At 45.8% G+C, this 19,229-nt stretch carries 27 protein-coding genes; 24 read left to right on the top strand and 3 right to left on the bottom strand.

Annotation, left to right across the window (positions count from 1 at the left end; genetic code table 11):
- Positions 1 to 13: 13 nt before the first annotated feature.
- The 24 genes from M917_RS03935 to M917_RS03835 all read left to right on the top strand — a co-directional run bounded on the left by M917_RS03935 (position 14) and on the right by M917_RS03835 (position 15,770).
- Positions 14 to 937 (top strand): major capsid protein, encoded by a 924-nt coding sequence (locus tag M917_RS03935; protein WP_021813474.1) that lies wholly within the window; start codon positions 14 to 16, stop codon positions 935 to 937.
- An 82-nt stretch (positions 938 to 1,019) separates the two neighbouring features.
- On the top strand, positions 1,020 to 1,652 hold the full coding sequence (locus M917_RS03930) for a hypothetical protein (protein WP_021813473.1): 633 nt from the start codon (positions 1,020 to 1,022) through the stop codon (positions 1,650 to 1,652).
- On the top strand, positions 1,652 to 2,113 hold the full coding sequence (locus M917_RS03925) for a gp436 family protein (RefSeq protein ID WP_021813472.1): 462 nt from the start codon (positions 1,652 to 1,654) through the stop codon (positions 2,111 to 2,113). The genes M917_RS03930 and M917_RS03925 overlap by 1 nt, the downstream gene beginning before the upstream one ends.
- A 16-nt stretch (positions 2,114 to 2,129) precedes the next feature.
- Positions 2,130 to 2,579: a Gp37 family protein gene (locus M917_RS03920; RefSeq protein ID WP_021813471.1), complete on the top strand. Its 450-nt coding sequence runs from the start codon at positions 2,130 to 2,132 to the stop codon at positions 2,577 to 2,579.
- 12 nt (positions 2,580 to 2,591) lie between these two features.
- On the top strand, positions 2,592 to 2,819 hold the full coding sequence (locus M917_RS03915) for a hypothetical protein (protein WP_021813470.1): 228 nt from the start codon (positions 2,592 to 2,594) through the stop codon (positions 2,817 to 2,819).
- 22 nt (positions 2,820 to 2,841) lie between these two features.
- Entirely contained in the window at positions 2,842 to 3,543 is a 702-nt protein-coding gene (locus tag M917_RS03910) for a hypothetical protein (protein ID WP_021813469.1), read from the top strand.
- A gap of 76 nt (positions 3,544 to 3,619) precedes the next feature.
- Complete coding sequence (locus M917_RS03905; RefSeq protein WP_021813468.1) at positions 3,620 to 4,831, top strand: phage tail sheath subtilisin-like domain-containing protein; 1,212 nt, start codon at positions 3,620 to 3,622, stop codon at positions 4,829 to 4,831.
- A complete protein-coding gene (locus M917_RS03900) occupies positions 4,831 to 5,355 on the top strand; it encodes a phage major tail tube protein (protein ID WP_021813467.1) in 525 nt (174 codons plus the stop codon). Before M917_RS03905 ends, M917_RS03900 begins: the two co-directional genes overlap by 1 nt.
- 132 nt (positions 5,356 to 5,487) lie before the next feature.
- Entirely contained in the window at positions 5,488 to 5,811 is a 324-nt protein-coding gene (locus M917_RS03895) for a phage tail assembly protein (protein WP_021813466.1), read from the top strand.
- Positions 5,774 to 5,923: a GpE family phage tail protein gene (locus tag M917_RS14095; RefSeq protein WP_021813465.1), complete on the top strand. Its 150-nt coding sequence runs from the start codon at positions 5,774 to 5,776 to the stop codon at positions 5,921 to 5,923. Before M917_RS03895 ends, M917_RS14095 begins: the two co-directional genes overlap by 38 nt.
- A 9-nt stretch (positions 5,924 to 5,932) precedes the next feature.
- Positions 5,933 to 8,323: a phage tail tape measure protein gene (locus M917_RS03890; RefSeq protein WP_021813464.1), complete on the top strand. Its 2,391-nt coding sequence runs from the start codon at positions 5,933 to 5,935 to the stop codon at positions 8,321 to 8,323.
- Positions 8,320 to 9,090, top strand: coding sequence for a phage tail protein (locus M917_RS03885; RefSeq protein WP_021813463.1), 771 nt, complete (start codon positions 8,320 to 8,322; stop codon positions 9,088 to 9,090). Before M917_RS03890 ends, M917_RS03885 begins: the two co-directional genes overlap by 4 nt.
- Positions 9,087 to 9,344, top strand: coding sequence for a tail protein X (locus M917_RS03880; RefSeq protein WP_021813462.1), 258 nt, complete (start codon positions 9,087 to 9,089; stop codon positions 9,342 to 9,344). The genes M917_RS03885 and M917_RS03880 overlap by 4 nt, the downstream gene beginning before the upstream one ends.
- The gene (locus tag M917_RS03875; protein WP_021813461.1) at positions 9,337 to 10,179 is read left to right on the top strand and encodes a phage late control D family protein; all 843 of its coding nucleotides are present in this window, start codon (positions 9,337 to 9,339) and stop codon (positions 10,177 to 10,179) included. The genes M917_RS03880 and M917_RS03875 overlap by 8 nt, the downstream gene beginning before the upstream one ends.
- Before the next feature lie 23 nt (positions 10,180 to 10,202).
- On the top strand, positions 10,203 to 10,496 hold the full coding sequence (locus tag M917_RS14090) for a hypothetical protein (protein WP_021813460.1): 294 nt from the start codon (positions 10,203 to 10,205) through the stop codon (positions 10,494 to 10,496).
- Positions 10,497 to 10,506: 10 nt separating this feature from the next.
- Positions 10,507 to 11,043, top strand: coding sequence for a phage baseplate assembly protein V (locus M917_RS13660; protein ID WP_021813459.1), 537 nt, complete (start codon positions 10,507 to 10,509; stop codon positions 11,041 to 11,043).
- Between the two features lie 158 nt (positions 11,044 to 11,201).
- A complete protein-coding gene (locus tag M917_RS03860) occupies positions 11,202 to 11,570 on the top strand; it encodes a GPW/gp25 family protein (protein ID WP_021813458.1) in 369 nt (122 codons plus the stop codon).
- A gap of 2 nt (positions 11,571 to 11,572) precedes the next feature.
- Complete coding sequence (locus tag M917_RS03855; RefSeq protein ID WP_021813457.1) at positions 11,573 to 12,400, top strand: baseplate assembly protein; 828 nt, start codon at positions 11,573 to 11,575, stop codon at positions 12,398 to 12,400.
- A complete protein-coding gene (locus tag M917_RS03850) occupies positions 12,393 to 12,980 on the top strand; it encodes a phage tail protein (protein ID WP_021813456.1) in 588 nt (195 codons plus the stop codon). Before M917_RS03855 ends, M917_RS03850 begins: the two co-directional genes overlap by 8 nt.
- Positions 12,971 to 13,660, top strand: a complete 690-nt coding sequence (locus tag M917_RS13655) for a phage baseplate protein (protein WP_021813455.1) — start codon at positions 12,971 to 12,973, stop codon at positions 13,658 to 13,660. The genes M917_RS03850 and M917_RS13655 overlap by 10 nt, the downstream gene beginning before the upstream one ends.
- Positions 13,661 to 13,798: 138 nt before the next feature.
- The gene (locus M917_RS14595) at positions 13,799 to 14,041 is read left to right on the top strand and encodes a Com family DNA-binding transcriptional regulator (protein WP_084606140.1); all 243 of its coding nucleotides are present in this window, start codon (positions 13,799 to 13,801) and stop codon (positions 14,039 to 14,041) included.
- Positions 13,989 to 14,165: a hypothetical protein gene (locus M917_RS14255; RefSeq protein ID WP_021813454.1), complete on the top strand. Its 177-nt coding sequence runs from the start codon at positions 13,989 to 13,991 to the stop codon at positions 14,163 to 14,165. The genes M917_RS14595 and M917_RS14255 overlap by 53 nt, the downstream gene beginning before the upstream one ends.
- The gene (locus tag M917_RS03840; protein WP_021813453.1) at positions 14,162 to 15,256 is read left to right on the top strand and encodes a GNAT family N-acetyltransferase; all 1,095 of its coding nucleotides are present in this window, start codon (positions 14,162 to 14,164) and stop codon (positions 15,254 to 15,256) included. The genes M917_RS14255 and M917_RS03840 overlap by 4 nt, the downstream gene beginning before the upstream one ends.
- A complete protein-coding gene (locus M917_RS03835; protein ID WP_021813452.1) occupies positions 15,249 to 15,770 on the top strand; it encodes a formyltransferase family protein in 522 nt (173 codons plus the stop codon). Before M917_RS03840 ends, M917_RS03835 begins: the two co-directional genes overlap by 8 nt.
- Before the next feature lie 70 nt (positions 15,771 to 15,840).
- Here the strand turns inward: M917_RS03835 and M917_RS03830 are convergent, their stop codons facing one another.
- The 3 genes from M917_RS03830 to M917_RS03820 all read right to left on the bottom strand — a co-directional run bounded on the left by M917_RS03830 (position 15,841) and on the right by M917_RS03820 (position 19,091).
- Positions 15,841 to 16,395, bottom strand: a complete 555-nt coding sequence (locus M917_RS03830) for an OmpA family protein (RefSeq protein WP_051354218.1) — start codon at positions 16,393 to 16,395, stop codon at positions 15,841 to 15,843.
- Between the two features lie 25 nt (positions 16,396 to 16,420).
- Positions 16,421 to 17,713 carry an FAD-dependent monooxygenase gene (locus tag M917_RS03825; protein WP_021813450.1) on the bottom strand — a complete coding sequence of 431 codons (1,293 nt, stop codon included), beginning with the start codon at positions 17,711 to 17,713 and terminating at the stop codon, positions 16,421 to 16,423.
- Positions 17,714 to 17,795: 82 nt separating this feature from the next.
- Complete coding sequence (locus tag M917_RS03820) at positions 17,796 to 19,091, bottom strand: FAD-dependent monooxygenase (RefSeq protein WP_021813449.1); 1,296 nt, start codon at positions 19,089 to 19,091, stop codon at positions 17,796 to 17,798.
- Positions 19,092 to 19,229 lie beyond the last annotated feature (138 nt).

The raw sequence follows: 19,229 nt of genomic DNA, 5'->3' as shown, positions 1-19,229 counted from the left end.
AAAGGCAAATGTCATGATCACAATCATTGTAGATCCTATTCTCACTCAAGTGCTACAAGGCTACGGCGTAGCTACTAACGTCGGTCACGTACTGTTCCCACGTGTGCCTGTGCAAACGACTGGCGGCAAGGTCATTATGTTCACCGACCGTGACTTTCGCATCTATCACACGGCGCGTGCACCAGGATCTAATACTAAGCGTATCGATGTCGGCTACGCGGGCGTGGATTATGTGCTTGAAAATCATAGCTTAGAAGGTGTGTTACCACGTGAAAAGTTGCGTGATGCTAATGCGACTGCACCAAGTATCAAGATCGAACAACGCACCGTGCGTAAACCGTGGAACGCTTTGATGCTTGAGCTTGAAGTGCAACAAGCACTAACCGCGCGTAAGCCTGAAAGCTACGCTGCTAGTAATAAGAAAGTACTCTCTGGTACTAGCCAATGGACAGACCCTGATAGCGATCCTATCGGTGATGTCGATGCGGGTCGTGACGTCATTCGTGCGTCTTGTGCCGTCGAACCTAATCGTTTAGTACTTGGTCCTGCAGCATTCACTGCGCTCAAAAATCATCCTAAAATCCGTGCACGTCTAACCATCACGGCTGATGGTAAATCGGTCTCTGCTGAAATGTTGGCTGATTTATTTGATCTGGATGAAGTGGTCGTGGGTCGTGCCTTGTACTTCGATGATGTGTTAGGCGATACCGTCGATGCATGGGGTAATGATGCGATCTTGGCTTATACACCAAGCGAGGCTGAGCTAGATATGGAGATGCCAGCATACGGTTATACCTACGAGATGGAAGGTCATCCATACGTCGAGCAAAAATATTATGACGATAACAAGAAAAGCTGGATCTATCCCGTGACGCATGAGCGTAAGCCAATCATCGCAGGTATCAGTGCAGGCTTCTTGTTTAAAAACGTCGCCTAGTAGCATCTAGGTAGCCTATCAATAAGTCGCGTTGCCAGACGCAGCGCCACTTATTTAAAACCATTTTATTAAGGATAGAGATATGAAACAGACTCAACGTTTACGCACAGGATTGAATACTATCGTCGTTGCGATGATGGCGATCAGCCATAACCGCATCGACTACCCAGCTGGTAGCGTGTTAGAAGTGTCCGCTCAAGATGTAACGTTTTTGCGGATGAGTGGCGCGGTACGAGAGCCTAGCTCTGATGAGCTAAAAGCGTATGAAGAGCGTCAGACGCTAGCGACAGTCACCGCCACTACACCTGATAATACTGAGCATGCAGGACTACAGCCGCAGCCACCTAGTGATAGTGAACCTGATACATCAGTTATCAATGCACCTAAACCGCCAACAACTGAGGCGCACCATACCACGCCGCCAGTCAATGAAGTACAGACTATCGGTCTGCCAGTTGAGCATGAAGCTGTAATCGAAGCGCCGCAGCCTGAGCCAGTAGCGGCTGTTGAGGCAGTCAAAGCTGTCGAGCCTGAAATTGTTGAAGCCGTCGAAGTGGCTGAATCAGTCAAAAATCCATACGATGGCTGGCTCAAAAAAGATCTAAACGCTGAGCTGGATGGTCGCGATATTGAGCATGATGCCACTGCTCGCAACGATGAGCTTGAAGCGTTGTTATTGGCTGATGATGCCAAACAAGTACAGGCTGCCGAGTAATGAGTTATATCAGCGCTACTGACCAAAAGACACTCGTACCAGATCGCGTCATGACTGAGCTGACTGATGACGATGCCGACGGTATCGCTGATGTCGTCGTTATTGAAACGGTCATTATGGAAGCTTGCGAAACTGTCGACGGATATCTACGCGGGCGCTATCAATTACCCTTTCGCACTACGCCGACGGTCATCTCATCAATCGCTAAACAGATCGCTCGCTATAAGTTATATGAGCGTCGCCCTGAAGGGTTTGAGCTGCCAGAAACCGTGCGCAATGGATATACAGACGCACTCAAAGATTTGGTTAAAATCCAAAATGGGACAATCACGCTTGGTGTTCCTGAAGGGAATCTGATGGCAGGCAAGCAAGTTGTAGATGATGGTGAGTTTCGGGTACACGTGCGACCTAGTCGCAATAAACAGGCGACCTTTAGTAAAGACTTGCTCGATCAATACTAGGTAAAAGGATCAGTTAATGGGACTACCAGAACACAGCCTAACCACAACCCTTAGCCAGTCTATTGTAGATCAGCTAAGCGATACGGTGGGCAATGAGCTGGCCGTCGAGTTCTATCCTGAGAAGCCTGCTAACTATCGACTCAATCATGCAAACGGCGCGTTACTGGTTAATTATGGCAAGTCAAACTATCCAAAGCACAACGATACCTATGCAGTAGTACGGCCTCGCACAATGATGCTCACTATTACTATCGTAAGTCGTGGTCTATATGATCGCTATGGGGCTGTGCCATTGGTCGACTGGGTACTGGCAATGCTGTCAGGATTTACACCTACTCATTGTGATCAGCCGCTGTCGCCTGTGCGTGATTATTTTATCCAGCACCAGTCGGGACTGTGGTATTACGGGGTGGATTTTGAGACGGAAGCAGTGCTTGTGCAAACTCTACCAATCAATGAATTCTAGAAGGATAACGAGATGGCAAATTATGAATATCTAGGCTGTGTGACGGGTGTTACTGAAAGTGGCGTGACGCAATTAATCCAACCTACTGAGACACCAATGCCTGTCACTCGCCCGACAAATGCGTATACCGAGCGTTTGGTTGGTGTGGGCTTGTTGGTTGGTATGAAGGGTGGTTCTGGCGTGAGTTATATCAATCTAGCGCTTCCACTTCCTGATGGTCGTATCGGCGGTTTAACTTAATCACTAATTATAAGGATTTATCATGGCTATATCATCATGCCTTAAAATGCAATTAAACAACGATCCCATTAATATCAATAAATTTACTGACAGTGGTTTTCAGTTTGCTATCGATGCGGTCGCAGGCAGCAAAATCGATGATCTCAAAGCTTTTAGTCATCTTAGTTTGTTTTTTAATGGATTCACCGAATGGTATTACGTAACTCCACCCCTGTTCCCGCCAGAGTTCGATGTTTTTATAGGGACAATTATTGAAAGTGATAAGTTGCTGGGCCACCCTGATACCAGTCTTAGTTTGGCATGTTTTACAGAGCAGACACTAAAAGATGAGATTGCAAATAAAGTACCTACGGTAGGTGGGTTGAATGTTATGCCACTAACAGAATGGTTCGACCTAATACAAAACACTGATATTGCAGATCTTAATACTGTGATATCTGCAAATGCACCTAATGCGGATACTGATATAAGTATTATTACCCAACCTTCAACACTTAAAATAATGCGTTGCACACAAGCAGAAATTGATGGGTTGTATGAGCCTGACTTCCCCCCTTATGTTGATGCTTTTGATATCGTCAAATCTTGCTTGGCAAATAATATAGCGGTGCTTAATAGCAAGGGGCTAGCGCCTGCGGTTTATCACTCAGATGGTGATTATATTGAGTTTACAGCTGCCGCTTGTGCCATGCAAATAACTCAGCCTTTAGATTTGCCGCGTTGACACTAAAAAGCAAAGGCTTTAAAGGTAATAAGACAGATCCGCTGCCACTATTCTCATAATCATCATGGAGTTTACTATGACCCAATTCTTACACGGTACTGAGACCATCGATGTCTCAAAAGGTACAACGCAAGTGCGCGAGGTACGATCTGGCATCATTGGTCTGGTCGGTACTGCGCCGGCAGGCGATGTGAATACAATCACTATCTGTCTGTCATCAACTGACGATGCGCAGTTCGGCGCAGTGACTAGCAACCACACTATCCCAGCGTCGCTAAAGAGCTTGCGTGAGCAAGGGTGCGGTATGGTCATGGTGATCAATGTTGGCAGTAATACCAATACTATCGATGTGGCTGATATCATCGGTACGACAACGTCTGAGGGCGCTCGTACGGGCATTCAGCTATTCGGTGACGGTTATGGTATCTACGGCTATGATGCGAAGATTTTGATCGCACCAGGGTTTAGCAGTGTACCTGCTGTGGCTGGTGCTCTGGACGTGATGGCTGCTAAAATTAAAGCGGTCAGTTATATCGATCTACCGCTTGGCTTTAAGCCAACTGAAGCGGTAATGAGTCGCGGTAGTGTTGCACCACTTGGTGTTGAGGTCTATCAAACACAATCAAAGCGCATACGTATCTGTTACCCACATCGTAAAGTGTTTGATCCAGTCACCAGCGGCGTCAAGCTTGAGCCGTCGTCTATCGCATGGGCAGGTGTCCGCGCTCGAGTAGATCGTGAGGTCGGCTATTGGACAAGTTCGTCGAATAAAGAGATACGCGGGACGTTGGGACTTGAGCGGGTGATTTCGGCGCGTATCGATGACCCTGATACGGAGACGAACTTACTCAATGAGGCAGGCATCTCTACGATGTTTAAATCATTTGGTACCAGCTTCCTCACATGGGGCAATCGCACGGCTGCATTCCCTGTCATCAATGACTATGAAAACTTTGAGCAAGTACAGCGTACCAAAGACAATATCGAAGTGAGTATTCATCAATCAAGCTTGCCGTTCGTCGATAGTGATATCAGACAGCCGCAGATCGATGCTATCGTTGGGTTCGTCGATGAGTACTTGCGAGTGCTCATTATGCGTGGCGCTATCGTGGGTGGTCAGGCTTACTTTGACCCTGCACGTAACCCTATCAGCCAAGTATCACAAGGTCAAATCCGCGTCGGCTACAAATTTACGCCGATATTCCCAATGGAACGTATCACCTATGAGCGCGAAGTTACGGGTGAATATCTGCTTGATCTTAAGTCCGTCAATATGGGAGGCATCTAATGTCCAATAACGGTATCGAAATTCATAAAATCACCCAAGCAGTGCTCTATCTTGATGGTAAGTCAATGCTGGGTAAAGCTGAAACAGTAGATCTGCCTGAGCTTAAATTTATGTTTGAAGAGTTCAAGGCGCTAGGCATGATCGGCGAAATTGAACTACCAACGAACGCGGTGGACAAACTGGAAGGCAAGATCAAGATGAACAGCTTGTATGGTGATGTTGCCCGTCAGCTAACGCCTTTTAGATACAAGCAGATTCAGGCGCGATCTAGTGTCAGTGTGCATAATAGTATGGGGCGTGCCAGTGAGCTGCCACTGGTTACGTTTATGACGGTCGCTGTAAAGAACATGCCGTTAGGTAAGTTCGGTGATAAAAAGAACGTCGACTTTGAATATGATTTGACCTGTATCTATGTCAAGCAGGTGCTCGACGGTGTGGATATCGTTGAGTATGATGCGATGGCAAATATCTTTAAGATCGGCGGTGAGGACATGCTCGCAGACTACCGCTCCAACGTAATGTAAGCCGCGTTATTCCTTAATCAATCATAAAATTAAGCAAGCGATTATCTGTTTATCCTAGCCTTAATGTTGCATCGCGACATTAAGGTTTTTTTGTGTTTTTAAATTAACAATACAACTCTTAGGATACAGATCATGACTACAGCTAAAGAAGCGACTACTAAACCTAATCCGCCTATTAAACTTAAGCATCCATATACCACTGCTGCTGGCGCGCCTATCAATCAGGTAAATGTTCGCGGTATCAACGTGCGTGAAATGAAACAGGCACAGCGACGCGGCGGTACAGATGAGGCTGAAACTGAAACGGCTATGGTAGCGGTGTCCTGTGATTTGGTCATGGAGGACTTGGATGATATGCACATGATTGACTATCAAGCGGTGCGGGCGCGATTTTCTAGCCTTAACTTCGGTGGTACCGATGGATCAATGGCAGAGTCTACAGGGTCTGCTGGCTAAGTGGTTCCACATCCAACCTGGTGAGATCAATGAGATGCTCATTGATGACTTCATGGTTTGGATCGATGAGGCCAATGCTCAAATAGAGTCGCAAAATAAGCAGTCAAAATAGGTTGTAAGTATGGCAAATATGTCGCTCATGATGCGTATCGGTGCGGTGGTAGATGGTGCACTTGACCGTGCGCTTGGCGGTGTCAATCGAGATATGAATCGATTAGATACCACCACTACGCAGCTCACTGCTCGTCAACAGCGCTTAGGTGCTGTCATGGCGCGTGCGATGCAGCGACCCAATGCGGATCTAGGTCGCTTGCGGCAAAACTATGATCGTATTACCCGTGCTATTGAAGAGACCCGACGGGCGCAAGAACGTCTTAACCGTTCCATTGAGCGCGGCGCTCGTATAGGCAACCTGCGAGATACGGCTGGTGGCAATTTAGCAACCAGTACGGCTCAGCTGACTGCGTTTGCGCTACCTGTGGGTGCTGTTATAAAACAGGCGGCTGAGTTTCAAGACCAGCTTACTGATTTGGCAATCACGGGTGGCTGGTCAGCGGCAGAGCAAGTCCGTATTGGTGAGACGGTACGAGGTACGGCACTCGAGTATAATCAGACACTAACCGATATAAATTCAGGGCTTGGTACGCTGGTCGCAGGTGGTATCGGTAGTGCAAAAGAGCTTGAAATGTTCGCGCCTAAGATGACGCGCATTGCGACCGCTTGGCGCACCTCGTTTGAGGATGTGGGCAATACGGCTCTGGCACTACAAAATAACTTAGGTGTTACGGCTGAAGGCTTTGATCGGTCGATGAATATGCTTGGCTATGCGGGCAAAGCGGGTCAGTTTGAAGCGCGCGATATGGCCAAGTGGCTGCCGAGTCTTACACCGTTTTATCAATCATTAGGTATTCAGGGCGAGGAAGCCGTCTCAGAGATTGGCGCAGCACTACAGGTGGCGAGAATGGGCGCAGGCTCAAGCGATGAGGCGGCGAATAACATGCGTAACTTCATGGCAAAGCTTACTGCACCTAGCACGCTTGATGATTTTGAGAATGCTGGAATCGATCTAAAAAAATCTATGACCAATCTGGTCAAAGATGGTATGACGCCAATGACGGCAATGATGGGTCTGGTTGAGCAGTACATTGGCACGAAGTCGCCTAAAGCTGCCTCTGAATTCACCAAGGCTATGAGTATCAAAGATGATCAAGAGCGGCAAATGGCTGTGGATCGATTGGCTGAAACTTATAAGCTGGGTGAGCTGTTTCAGGATCAGCAAGCATTGAGCTTTATTCGTCCTATGATCGGCAACAAAGATGAGTTCGAGCGTATCAAGTTAGGCTCAGAACAAGCGGCTGGCAATGATGGTATCGGCACTGACTTTGCTCAGCGTATGTCATCACCTACCGAACAGTTCAAAAAACTTAAGATCAATGCCACTGAGGTGGCTGTTACTATCGGTAGCGCGCTACTACCTGCGTTCAATGAGACGCTAACAGCAGTGTTACCTCTGGTGCAGACATTTGCGGCGTGGGCAAGAGCAAACCCTGAGCTGATAGCAGGAACAGTGAAAATCGTCGGCGGTTTGCTACTGGCGAAAGTAGCGTTTTGGGGCGTGAGCTTTGCAGTGCTGTCTATTATCTCGCCGTTTATGTCTATGATTACTTTATTTAATCGACTGCGCGCAGGCATAACAGTACTGCGTAATATGGCACTGCTTGGTCAGTTATCGCCAATCCTTATGAAGCTTGGTGGTGCGCTTAAGTTCGTCGGTGGGATATTACGAGCAGTCGGTCTGGCGGCCATGGCGAATCCATTGTTTATCGCTATTGGTCTGCTAGCTGTAGCCGCCTATCTAATATACCGAAATTGGACACCTATCAAAGCGTTTTTTATTGGCATATGGAACAGTCTCAAAACTTTCGCTAACAGCGGCGTCAAAAATATCTTATTTACACTTGCAAGCTTTAGTCCGCTTGGATTGTTTGTTAGGGCGTTCTCTTTTGTTTTTGGATATTTTGGAGGATTATCTACACGCTTTAGACAGTATGGTGTCAATATTATTCAAGGATTGATCGGTGGTGTCAAAGCTAAATTTGGAGAATTAAAAAATACTATTAGCACTATGGGCGACTCGGTATCAGGCTGGTTTAAATCGAAGCTTGGTATAAATTCACCATCCAAAGTCTTCACTAAGCTAGGTGGTGGTATCCCTGAAGGGACAGCACTCGGTATCACGCAAGGCACACCGCTGGCGCTTAAAGCCTCTGAACAAATGGCAAAACGTCTTGCGCAAACGCAGTACTCCAATCAGGTGCTCGGTTCGCAAAGCTTGGCGGGTGGCATGAGTGCAGGTTCTATTAGCTTTAGCCCTACTATTAATGTGCAAGTCGCTGCCGGCAGCAGTGACGTATCAGGACAAGTGCAGCAAGGTCTAGCAGCTAGTTATGCAGATTTTGAGCGCATGCTGATGCAAGTTGAGGGTAATAGAAAACGGAGGGCGTTTGCATGATTACCCATTTAGGTGAGATTAATCTTGGCGAAGCTCGAAGCATACATGGTCTGACGTTAAGAAGCGGCTACGACTTTGCTATTCATGAGCGACCGTTAAATAAAACCACTAAGCAACGACTGGGGGCTAAGCTTGATGAATGGCGCTTAAGCTTTAAGCTGCATCATATGTTTTGTGAGCCGCAAGTGCTCTTAGATCTTATTCAAAGTGCTTGTGCTAAAGGTGAGCCGATGCCACTGGTGTTCGATTATGTCGATTATAAAGGCTGGGTGACACTTGATGATGTCGATGTGACTTATCAGGAGATCGCGCCCAATGGTAAGCCACTAGTAATAACAGGCTCATTGAGTTTGTCAGAGTTCACGGGTGATACGGCAGTTAAGCCAACCGCTCCTGCCGTACGTGATACTAGCCAAGCTCTATCGAATCCCGCGCCTGTTCAGACCGCAGTAACTACCGATGTCGCGAGCCTACTGCCTGTGCGTCAACCAATGCAGCATTTAGAAGATGCGCTGATCGCTCAGCATCGAGCGCGCAGTGTATTACGTACTTTACAAGGTGTGTCTCAAGGTGATTTTAGTCAAGTCAATAACGCGACAATGATAATCAATGCTTACTTTGCTAGTAGTGATTGGACAGGTGACACTGTGCCGCCTCTCCCTACGCTTGATAGTAATAATATCAACGATCTGTCACAAATATTGGATAGTCGTCAAGCAATGATGCTTGAGCTGACGCGCAGTGCAGCCACAAGGCGGCAATTATGACTCAAGTTATCGCGCAAGGATATTTGCAGCATATCGCATCAGATGGAGATCGATGGGATAGTCTGTCTTATCAATATTATGGTAATGCAATAGCATATGAGCAGATCATTATCGCTAATCGTCATCTGTCTATTACGACGATATTGAGCGCAGGACAGATCGTTTTTATACCTATTATTTCGACACCAAGTAAACAGCTTAGCGACAGTTTACCACCATGGCTTCGGGAAGATGAGGCAGATGAGGATGATTAGAATACCAGCGTTTACTTTATTGTATAACAACAAGACGGCCACTCATGATATTGCAGAATCAATGATTGATGCCTCGTACGTCGATCATCTATCAGGTGAAGCGGATGAGCTCAGTATTACGTTAGCTGATCCCGATAGGCTGTGGATGTCGGACTGGTATCCTAATAAAGGCGCAACTTTAATGTTTAGTATTGGATATGAGGGTGAGCCATTGCTTGATTGTGGCATTTTTGAGATTGATGAGATTACGCTTAATGACGCTCCTAATACGGTACAAATTCGTGCGCTGTCTGCAGGTGTAAATGATGGTCTACGTACGGTTAAACATGTCGCTTACGATGACCAGACGCTCAATGAGGTCATCGTGAAAGTGGCTCGTCAATTAGGCTATAGCGTAGAGGGTAAAATTGCCGCGCTACGTATAGAGCGCATTACCCAAAAGGAGACAGATTTAGCCTTTATTAAGCGTCTGGCCATAACCTATGGCTATGCTGTTAAGGTAATCGGCAAGCGGCTGATATTTAGTCATTTACAAGCATTAAATGATGCGGTAATCATCGCTACTATTGATCGTACAGAGATGCACCGTGGTTGGAGTTTTCGCGATCAGATACGCACGGTTAAAAAAGAAGCCACTGTCACTCGTCACAATCCTAAGACTAAAAAAACAGTTAAGGCAACACAGCAAGCAGTTAAAAAAGTGAGCCAAAAGACCGCTGCAAAAAAACGAGCGAATAAAATTACAGCTGTACCTAAATCCTCGCGCAAGACCAAAAAGCAAAAACTGCCTTTGAAAGTTTATGGGTTAAAAGATGGCGTAATTGCACCAGTATAATTTCTATAATATCGAGACTATCAATGGCAAATCGTAGTAACGACAAGATAAATAGCCGCTCTCATGCCGCGACCGAAGATGTGGCTACAGCCAAAGCAGATGCGCAGCTTAACGCTGATAATGAGCAAGGCTGTGAGGGGCAGTTTAGTCTCTCTGGTGACACTCGGCTAACGGCTGGTAGTAATATTAAAATGACAGGCTTTGATCGCTTCGATGGTAAATATCGTATTAAGCAGGCAACTCATAGCATTAGTCGTAGCAACGGTTATACAACTAGCGTTGACTTTACTAAGATTGATAATGTGGCGACTCACTAAGGTATATCACATGACTGAAGTAGTGTATGGGCTGGTTGAAAATATCGAATATAATCCGCTGCGTATCCAAGCTGTACTGCCTGATATGGACGGTATCTTAAGTCCGTGGGCGCTGATATTAAGCGCTCGTACTCAAGGCGCTAAGAGCTACGATCCACCCGTTAAGGGCGAGCAAGTAGCTCTATTGCTCACTGATGAGGGTGAATCGGCACTTTGTCTAGGGTCAGTATTTAGCGACGTCGATAATAGTCCTGCAGACGATCATCGTTATATTAAAGATTTTGATGATGGCACGCGCATCGAGTACGACAATGAATCAAGTGTGCTAACGATCAAGGCTGTGGGTGATGTACAAATGATTTGTCAGAATGCAGAAATTACTGCAAATATTGCAACGGTCAATGCTGAGACTACGATCAATGGAAATACGACGATCAATGGTACGGCTATCATCACTGATGATGCGGTCATTGGTGGTATATCATTTATAGGTCACACGCATGGCGGTGTTGAAAACGGTGGCTCATCTACGTCTGCGCCCAGCTAACCCTTAATTAATCATAAAATCAAGAAATCGCTTAGCCGTTTAATATAAGGTCTCTCACATCTAGTAAATACTGTTATTAATTAGGTATAGGAGGTCATTATGTAATGCTTTTATAAAATTCAATTAGATAATAAATAGACCAATAATACGGATGGCATATGACAGCAGTAATTAGTAATAGCTTACATTGGCAGTCAAGCTTGAGTAGCGACAGTATTGTCGAAGGCTTCGCCGATGTTGAGCAAGCCATCCGTATTATTTTATCAACACCTAAAGGCAATGTGCCGCACCGACCAGAATTTGGCTGTGAGGTAATGCCACTTATAGATGGTAATTTTAAAGATGTAGCACCCTTGTTTATTGCCCGTGCGACTGATGCCATATTGGCACATGAGCCGCGAGTTGAGAGCGTTAAAATCAGTGCTTTGCAACACGGTGAACAACAAGGCTTTGCAGGGGCGACATTCAATATTCAATGGACACCCATAGATAGCCTAATACCGCAAAATACAACCTATAGAGTATAGCCATGACAGATATTAGCCAGCTTGCACCGCCTGAATTTATTGCTCGTGATGCTGATGTCATCACCGCAGAGCTAATAGCAGAATATGAAGCATTAAGTGGCAAGACGCTATATCCTGCTCAAGCTGATCGACTGATGATCGATGTCATTGCCTATAGAGAAATGCTTATTCGTACTCAAATTAACGAGGCTGGTAAGCAAAATCTTATTGCTTTTGCTAATGGCGTCATGCTGGATTATTTAGGAGATTTTTTCGGGGTTGTGCGTTTGGACAGTGAGAACGATGAGCAATTACGTAAGCGTATACGCTTAGCACCCGAGAGTTACGCGACCACAGGTAGTCGCCAAGCTTATATCTTTCACGCATTATCAACTGACGCCTCTATCATTGACTGTGAAGCTGTGCGCGGTAATAACGGTAAGGTTTTTATATACATATTGACGGCTGATGGCAACCCCAGCGAGACTCTTATTCAAGCAGTCCTAGACAACACCAGCGATGAGAAAAAACGCCCCTTATCTGATAGCGTATATGTCACTGCTGGAGAAGCATTGGACTTTAAGCTAGTCATAAAAGTAACACCGCTAGCGAGTGCAAATCCTCAGACAGTACTTGCTAGAACTGTTGAAAAAGCAGAGAGCTACGTAGAACGCCTAAAAATTAAGTTAGGTCAAGACGTTGTGTCCAGTCAAATCATAAACGAGTTAAATGTTGATGGCGTTTGGCAGGTTAACGTGATATTGCCAGCAGAGAGTCTCATAGTTGAGCCTTGGCAGTTGGCGAACTGTACTGAAATATTGGTAACTTTAGGGGATGCACAAAATGGCTGATCTAGTCACTGACAGCGTCCTTCCTATGCCGTTACAGAACCAGCGCTTTGCAGTATTAGAGAGCTTGCTTGAGAGGCTAAATGGACTAAGTAAGCATACTATTATAATGCTGACAGACATTACTCCAGCGAATGCCTTACCATTTTTTGCAGATCATTTTAGCCTGTTTGCTGATGGTTGGGGGTTTGCAGTAACTGAATCTGAACAACGAGAATTGATTAAAGAAGCAATCGAAATACACAGATACAAGGGTACGCCTTGGGCAATTAAACGTGTATTAAAGCTCTTAGGTTACGGTGATTGCGAACTGATCGAGCGCACGGGATTTCTTGAGCACAATAGCTCTATTAAACATGACAGCAAGCATCGATATGGTGTCGGTGGTGATTGGACACACTATAAGCTTATAACCCCAAGATTGATGACTGTTAGTGACGCTGAGCGTATTCGCAATCTTTTAATAGACGTCGCGCCTCTACGTTGCAAGCTAGTCTCAATCAGCATTCCAGTTAATCACAATAGCGTCATCAAGCATGATGGCACATATAACTATGATGGAGTAATCAAACAATGGCTGTAGTCAAAGAAAACCCAGTATGGGTAACTGGCATTACGCAAATCGACCCAAACGATCCCGTTCAAGGTGGCGCTGGTGGCGTAGACAATGTACCGCATGAGCAATTGGCAAACCGTACAGCTTATCTCAAGAAAGAAATCGAAGATATTCAAGGTGAGCCAACTGAACCTGTTACTCTCGAAACGCTGCTTAAACGTATTAAAGATTTGGAAGAAGCACCTACTGATAATTTACCGTTCTTACCCGTTGGTGGACTATTTGAAACAACTGTAGTCTATACATCTGGTGCTGAAGTTGCTGCCGCTATGGGCTATGGTACATGGGTAAGCTTTGGTGAAGGCTTAGTTACTGTTGGAGTATCTTCAAAGACAGCTGATCCAGGGTGGACTAAAGTTATAGGTACTGAATATGGGGAATATGAGCATTCGCTTATCATTGATGAAGCTCCGGCGCATAAGCATAGTAAAGACGACGTCTATAATAAATTTGGCTCTAACGCATCGGAATCAGGTCTCGAAACCCAAGGTAGCGGTGACTATGATCATCTAACTGAAGAGTACGGTACGGGCAATTTAACTAGTTCTAATTGGTTACAGGCTACGGAGCAATCGGTCGGCGGAGGTGAGCCACACAACAATACACAGCCTTCAGTTGTTGTTGGACGCTGGAGACGTACCGAATAATAGGTATTTCAAATGATAAACAGGGAAACGACTGACTGCGTCAACAGCCAGTCGATCCTTTTGACAGCTAGACCTTAAGCCCCCTGTCGCAAAGCAAGTCCCTGCCTCTCACGTGAGAGATGGCAAGGATATCATAATATGAAACGCTATTGCACAGGAAGTAATATGAAATTCTTAAATTGCCAAAACTGCACCAAAAAGCTACTTAAGATAGGTAAGTTTGACCACCTATCTATCAAATGCCCAAGGTGTAAAACTATCAATTATTTGAGCGTCCAGAACGCCACTCCAGAAGACCACGAGTCTCAAACTAAAGAAGGAAGTACTCGTGGCCACAATCAAGTCAAAGACCCCCAAAGTCGATTCAAAAGCACCAGCTAAGAATGGGTTTAAATACAGCCCTAAATTCGGTGTAATCGTAAACTGTACTAATGAAGCTCACCAAAAAGCAGTCTACGATCAGCTCAATCAGCTAGGCTACAACCTTAAGGTGGTGGTCGTATGAATATCAATATTCATCATCAATGTACCGACCATGATAGCTATCGCTCTGCGCGTATTAAAAGCTTATTTAACGTTGAGCAAGGTGCAAATGTCCATATCAACGCTGACCTGCCTATTGAAGATGATGATTGGCAAATCGGTGTCATTGTCGGCGGCTCAGGTACAGGCAAAACCAGCATTGGCAAAAAGCTATGGCCTCGCACACCTATACATAATCCTAAGTGGGACAAAACCAAACCTATCATTGACCAGATCGCAGCTGAAGGTAGCATTGATGATGCCACAGCATGTCTATCAGCGGTAGGACTTGGCACTGTACCAGCATGGCTACGCCCGCATCATGTACTTAGTAATGGTGAGCAGTTCCGCGCTAACCTTGCACGTGCCTTGGCTGATGAGCCTAATCGCTTGGTCATTGATGAGTTTAGTAGTGTCGTTGATCGCCAAATTGCCTGTATCGGTGCTAATGCGTTTGCTAAGGCTTGGCGTAGAACAAAAGGTAAGCAAGCAGTACTACTGACCTGTCATTACGACGTTCTTGATTGGCTGCAGCCTGACTGGGTATATGACACCTCAAAAAGCGAATTTACACGGGGGAGTCTTTGGCAACGCCCACCTATTACATTCGACATCTACCAAACAAACTGGCAATTTTGGCACTTATTTGAGCCGCATCATTATTTAAAAATGCCACTTATGATTGCGGCCACTAACTATGTGGCAGTAGTAAATGGGAAGCTAGTTGCTCATATCGCAGTATCGACGCGTCCTGGTCTTATTGAAGCCCGCTCTTGTCGCTTGGTAGTTATGCCCGAATGGCAAGGTGCTGGCATAGGTATGCGCTTTCTAAACCAAGTGAGCGAACATTGGCTGAACGCTGAAAATCGTTACGATAAGCCTTTACGTACTATATTCCACACTAGCCATCCAAACCTAGCTGCTGCCCTAAGACGCAGTACTAAGTGGACGCAGATCAGTGGTCAATTGCATGGAGGCCGAGCCTCACGTTCTACTACTGCGGCTGGCGGCAAGTACGGTGGGCATTTTCGAGCTGTGCAAGGTTTTCGCTATTTAGGAGCTAGCTGTGATTAAAGTAATGATAGTTGGTCAAAAATGGTTAGCAGAACAGCTGCTTAAACTCTGCGCTAGTATGGAAGGCATCGACGTAGTGATGGTCTCAGCACCTCATATTGATGATAGAACGGCTGTATTGGCTAACAACCTTCTTATTCCCGTTATGACTCATGGCAAGACCTTATTAGCTGAAGACGTGCCGAACGGCATTGATATTATGCTAATGGCGCATGCTCATTGCTTTATAAATGATGATGCTAGAGCTAAAGTCAAACATGGAGCTGTAGGTTACCATCCAAGCCTACTACCAGCGTATAAAGGCAAAACCGCCATCGCAGACGCATTTGTAGCTGGTGAGACCCTAACGGGAGGCTCGCTCTATCAATTGGATGATGGTTGGGATACAGGACTTGTCATTGATCAAGCTAGTGTAACGATCAGCAGCGATGATACGATCAAATCTCTATGGCAGGGTAAGCTCGCGCCATTGGGTTTAGAATTATTCGAGAGGTACTTGAAAGAAATGAAATAGAGTTACTGACTATGTAATAATGATGCGATGCATTTATAACGCAATTTTCAAAAAATTATAACGCGCCGCATCAGTTTTCAGTATTATCATCTGACGCAATCGGTCGATCTGATCCATAATAAAAAGTCTTAATACGATTAGGATCGATCTGATATTTTAGTATCAAATAATTTTTAATGCCTTCAACGCGATTTTTAGATAGTGTTTGATTAGTTTTATAGTCTTCACGTTTTGAGATATGACCATCCATAATACTTATAGCGTCCGGATGCTGCTGAAGTCTCTCGCCTAATCTGTTGAGCTCTTCATAATATTGACTCTTTATTTCACTGCTATTTTCCTGGTAGAAAGCTCTAGTCTCCATTGTAAAAGTACTCTCATCAGGAAGTAACGAAGCAGGACACCCTCTTTCATCTACCACTACGTTCCATGGTGTACCTGGGCATTCGTCTAATGAATCAACCACTCTATCACCGTCGCTATCCAAATTAACCAAAATAGTGAGCATGTTGAGGGTGCGACCTGCTTGATTATCCAACTCAGATTTCTGAAGGGCCGTTTGACAACCCATCAGTGCTAAAGCACTTACCATAATAGTCACTATTGACGATAACTGAATATTCATATTCTACTCATTCCTAAGTCAAAACTTAAACTCCACTCGCCTGCTTAGCAAACAATCGCATCAACGGTTTTATTTTGCCCACTCTATATATGCCTTCACTGCGTATTTGCTGCACAGGACGCATTTGGGCAAGTGACCCTGCAAACAGCCAGTTCAGCGCAGAAAAACTGTGCATCATCAGGCTATTATGCGGACGGCGCGAACGCTCATAAGTACGCAATGTTTGATTGCTGCCCCAAAGCGTGCCGCCACTACGCATAAAGTCATGCGCTAATTGTTCGCTTAATACTTTCACATCAAGCATGCCCAGATTTAACCCTTGTCCTGCCAGAGGATGTACACCATGCGCCGCATCACCGATTAATACTAAGTTATCAGCGACATAACTCTTTGCTTGTTGCGCCGCTAATGGAAAGCTGACGATGGATTCAATCTGACGAATTGCCCCTAGCTCATAGTTACTAGCAGCAGCCAGTTTGTCTGCGACAAAGCGATCTTCCTCCTCCATCAATGCCAATGCCTGATTGCGTGGCAACGTCCATACCACCGATTGCCAATGTTGCGGCGTTGCTTTATCTACATCTGTAATATCTGCTAATGGCAGTAATGCCAATGTGCCAGTAGGTAGCATGGCTTGACGCGCCGTTGCTTGATGCGGTTTTTCGGTCTGAATCGCACAGCAAATCGCCGTTTGCTGATAGTCTAAGGTGTCTAGTCCAATCGCTGCTTGCTGACGCACAAAAGAACCACGACCATCGGCACCGACCAATAGCGCAGCATCAATAGCCGCACCATCTTCTAAAGTCACGCGGTAACCTTGCTGCGCTCCAAACCAATCCATGGCTATGACTTTTTGGCCAGTAATGACCGTCAGGTAATCACTGACATCTTGATCGTGTAAACGCTGCCACAGTGCATGTTCAATAACTGCTGGCTCGACCATACTACCCAGTAGTTTTACATCAGAATCTGGATCATAAGGATGGCTATTGACAGTACTATTATCAGTCCCACTATCACCAAACAGCAACTCGCCCATACCGTTGAGTTGCCACACCTGCATTTGCGAGTAGTCCGCTTTACGTTCGGATGTGGCAATTTTTTGCCACACGCCTATATCGGTCAGTAGGTTAATACTGGCCAAGCTAAGCGCATAAACACGGGCATCACGTTCGCTCAGAACCGCTTGCCAAGTCGACTCATCACGCGCAGGACGTGCATCAATCAATGTCACTGGCATTCTTGCTTGTGCGAGTTTTAGCGCAAGCGTGGCACCGACGATGCCGCTGCCAATAATGAGTGTATGGTTATTTTTCATGGAACATCCTTTAGTGAGCGATAGTACGCTCATCGTATTTATGACTTACTAATTTGAGATACCATTGAATTTTTAGGAACTGTTACGATTTTAAACCCATTGCATAATTAGCCACTAACGGCTTAATATTTGGCAGTTTGTCAAAGGCAACCAACGCCACGTTACGAGCTAGCTTCACTGCTGGGTTAGGATGCGTAAAGCCATGTACCACTGCATCACAGAAGCGAATGACACGTTTTTGATCGCTTACACGTGCTTTTTCATAGCGTTTCAATAGTTGCGTATCGCCGATGTCTTCGCCTCGTAGCACTTGCGCACTCATCATCTGCGCCAATACATGCGCATCTCGCATACAAAGGTTAAAACCTTGTCCTGCCACAGGGTGCAAGGTATGAGCGGCATTGCCCATGATGACACAGCGCCCAGCCACTTGCTTATCTGCCAACACGCGTGTCAATGGATAAGCACCGCGGCGACCAGCCGTCACGAACGTGCCAGCGCGTTGGCCAAAGGCCTGCTGTAGCGTCGCTAAGAAATGCGCGTCATCGTCTAAATACTGCGTATCTTCACCTTTAGGACAAACCCAAACCACCGAGCGCCTATTGCCCTTTTGGTAATCTTCATTGCCATCGCCCTCTGGATCCGTCAATGGCAGTACTGCTAATGGCCCTGCTGGGCTAAAACGCTCAATAGCGACATGCTCGTGCGGCTTATCTGTCTCTACCACGCCAACGATGGCGGTTTGCTCGTAGTCATAAGTCGTTGTGCCGATATTTAATAATTCACGTACAGTAGAATCGCGACCATCACAAGCGACCAAGACGCTGGCTTGTAGTTGCTGCTCATGCGCCTCTTCACCGTAATAGCTAAAGCTCAGCGTCACCCCATCCCTTTGCTGTTCAACCGCGGTCACATTGGCATGATCAATCAAGGTAATCAGAGGCTCCTCCTGCGCTGCTAATAAAAGCTTACGTCCGAGCCAAGCATTTTCCATCACTTGCCCAAACGACTCTACTTTTTCTTTGGCCTTATTCAGCTGCGCGCGGCCAAAGCTACCCTGCTCGCTAATCTGCACCGCATCAATGCGGCAAGCATGGCTTTGTAGCTCTGCCCATAAGCCAATCTCTTGATAAATCTGTACAGTGCGACGTGATAATGCTGTATTACGGCTGTCTAAATAGTGGCTACGTTTACTGTCATCATTGGGACTAATGGTTGGATAGCTGTTCTTTTCTAGTAGCGTGCTAGCAATTCCATGATGCGCCAATAGCAAGGCAAAGGACAAACCCACATGACCACCCCCAGCGATAAGCACCTGTTGCTCGGTTATTCCCTCTATATTTTTAGAATTTGATAAAGTTGAATCAGTATTGTGCATCGTTATTATTCCTATTTTAAACGCTATGGCAAATCGTGATGACAAGTTGCCATAACAGATTCACGATAATATAACCCATAGATTACCACAAATTACCGAGCATTCAGCGGCATTAACCGTATGCAAAGCGTGTAGCAA

Source organism: Psychrobacter aquaticus CMS 56, from assembly GCF_000471625.1.
GTDB lineage: Bacteria > Pseudomonadota > Gammaproteobacteria > Pseudomonadales > Moraxellaceae > Psychrobacter > Psychrobacter aquaticus.
This window is presented reverse-complemented; position numbering and strand designations above follow the sequence as displayed.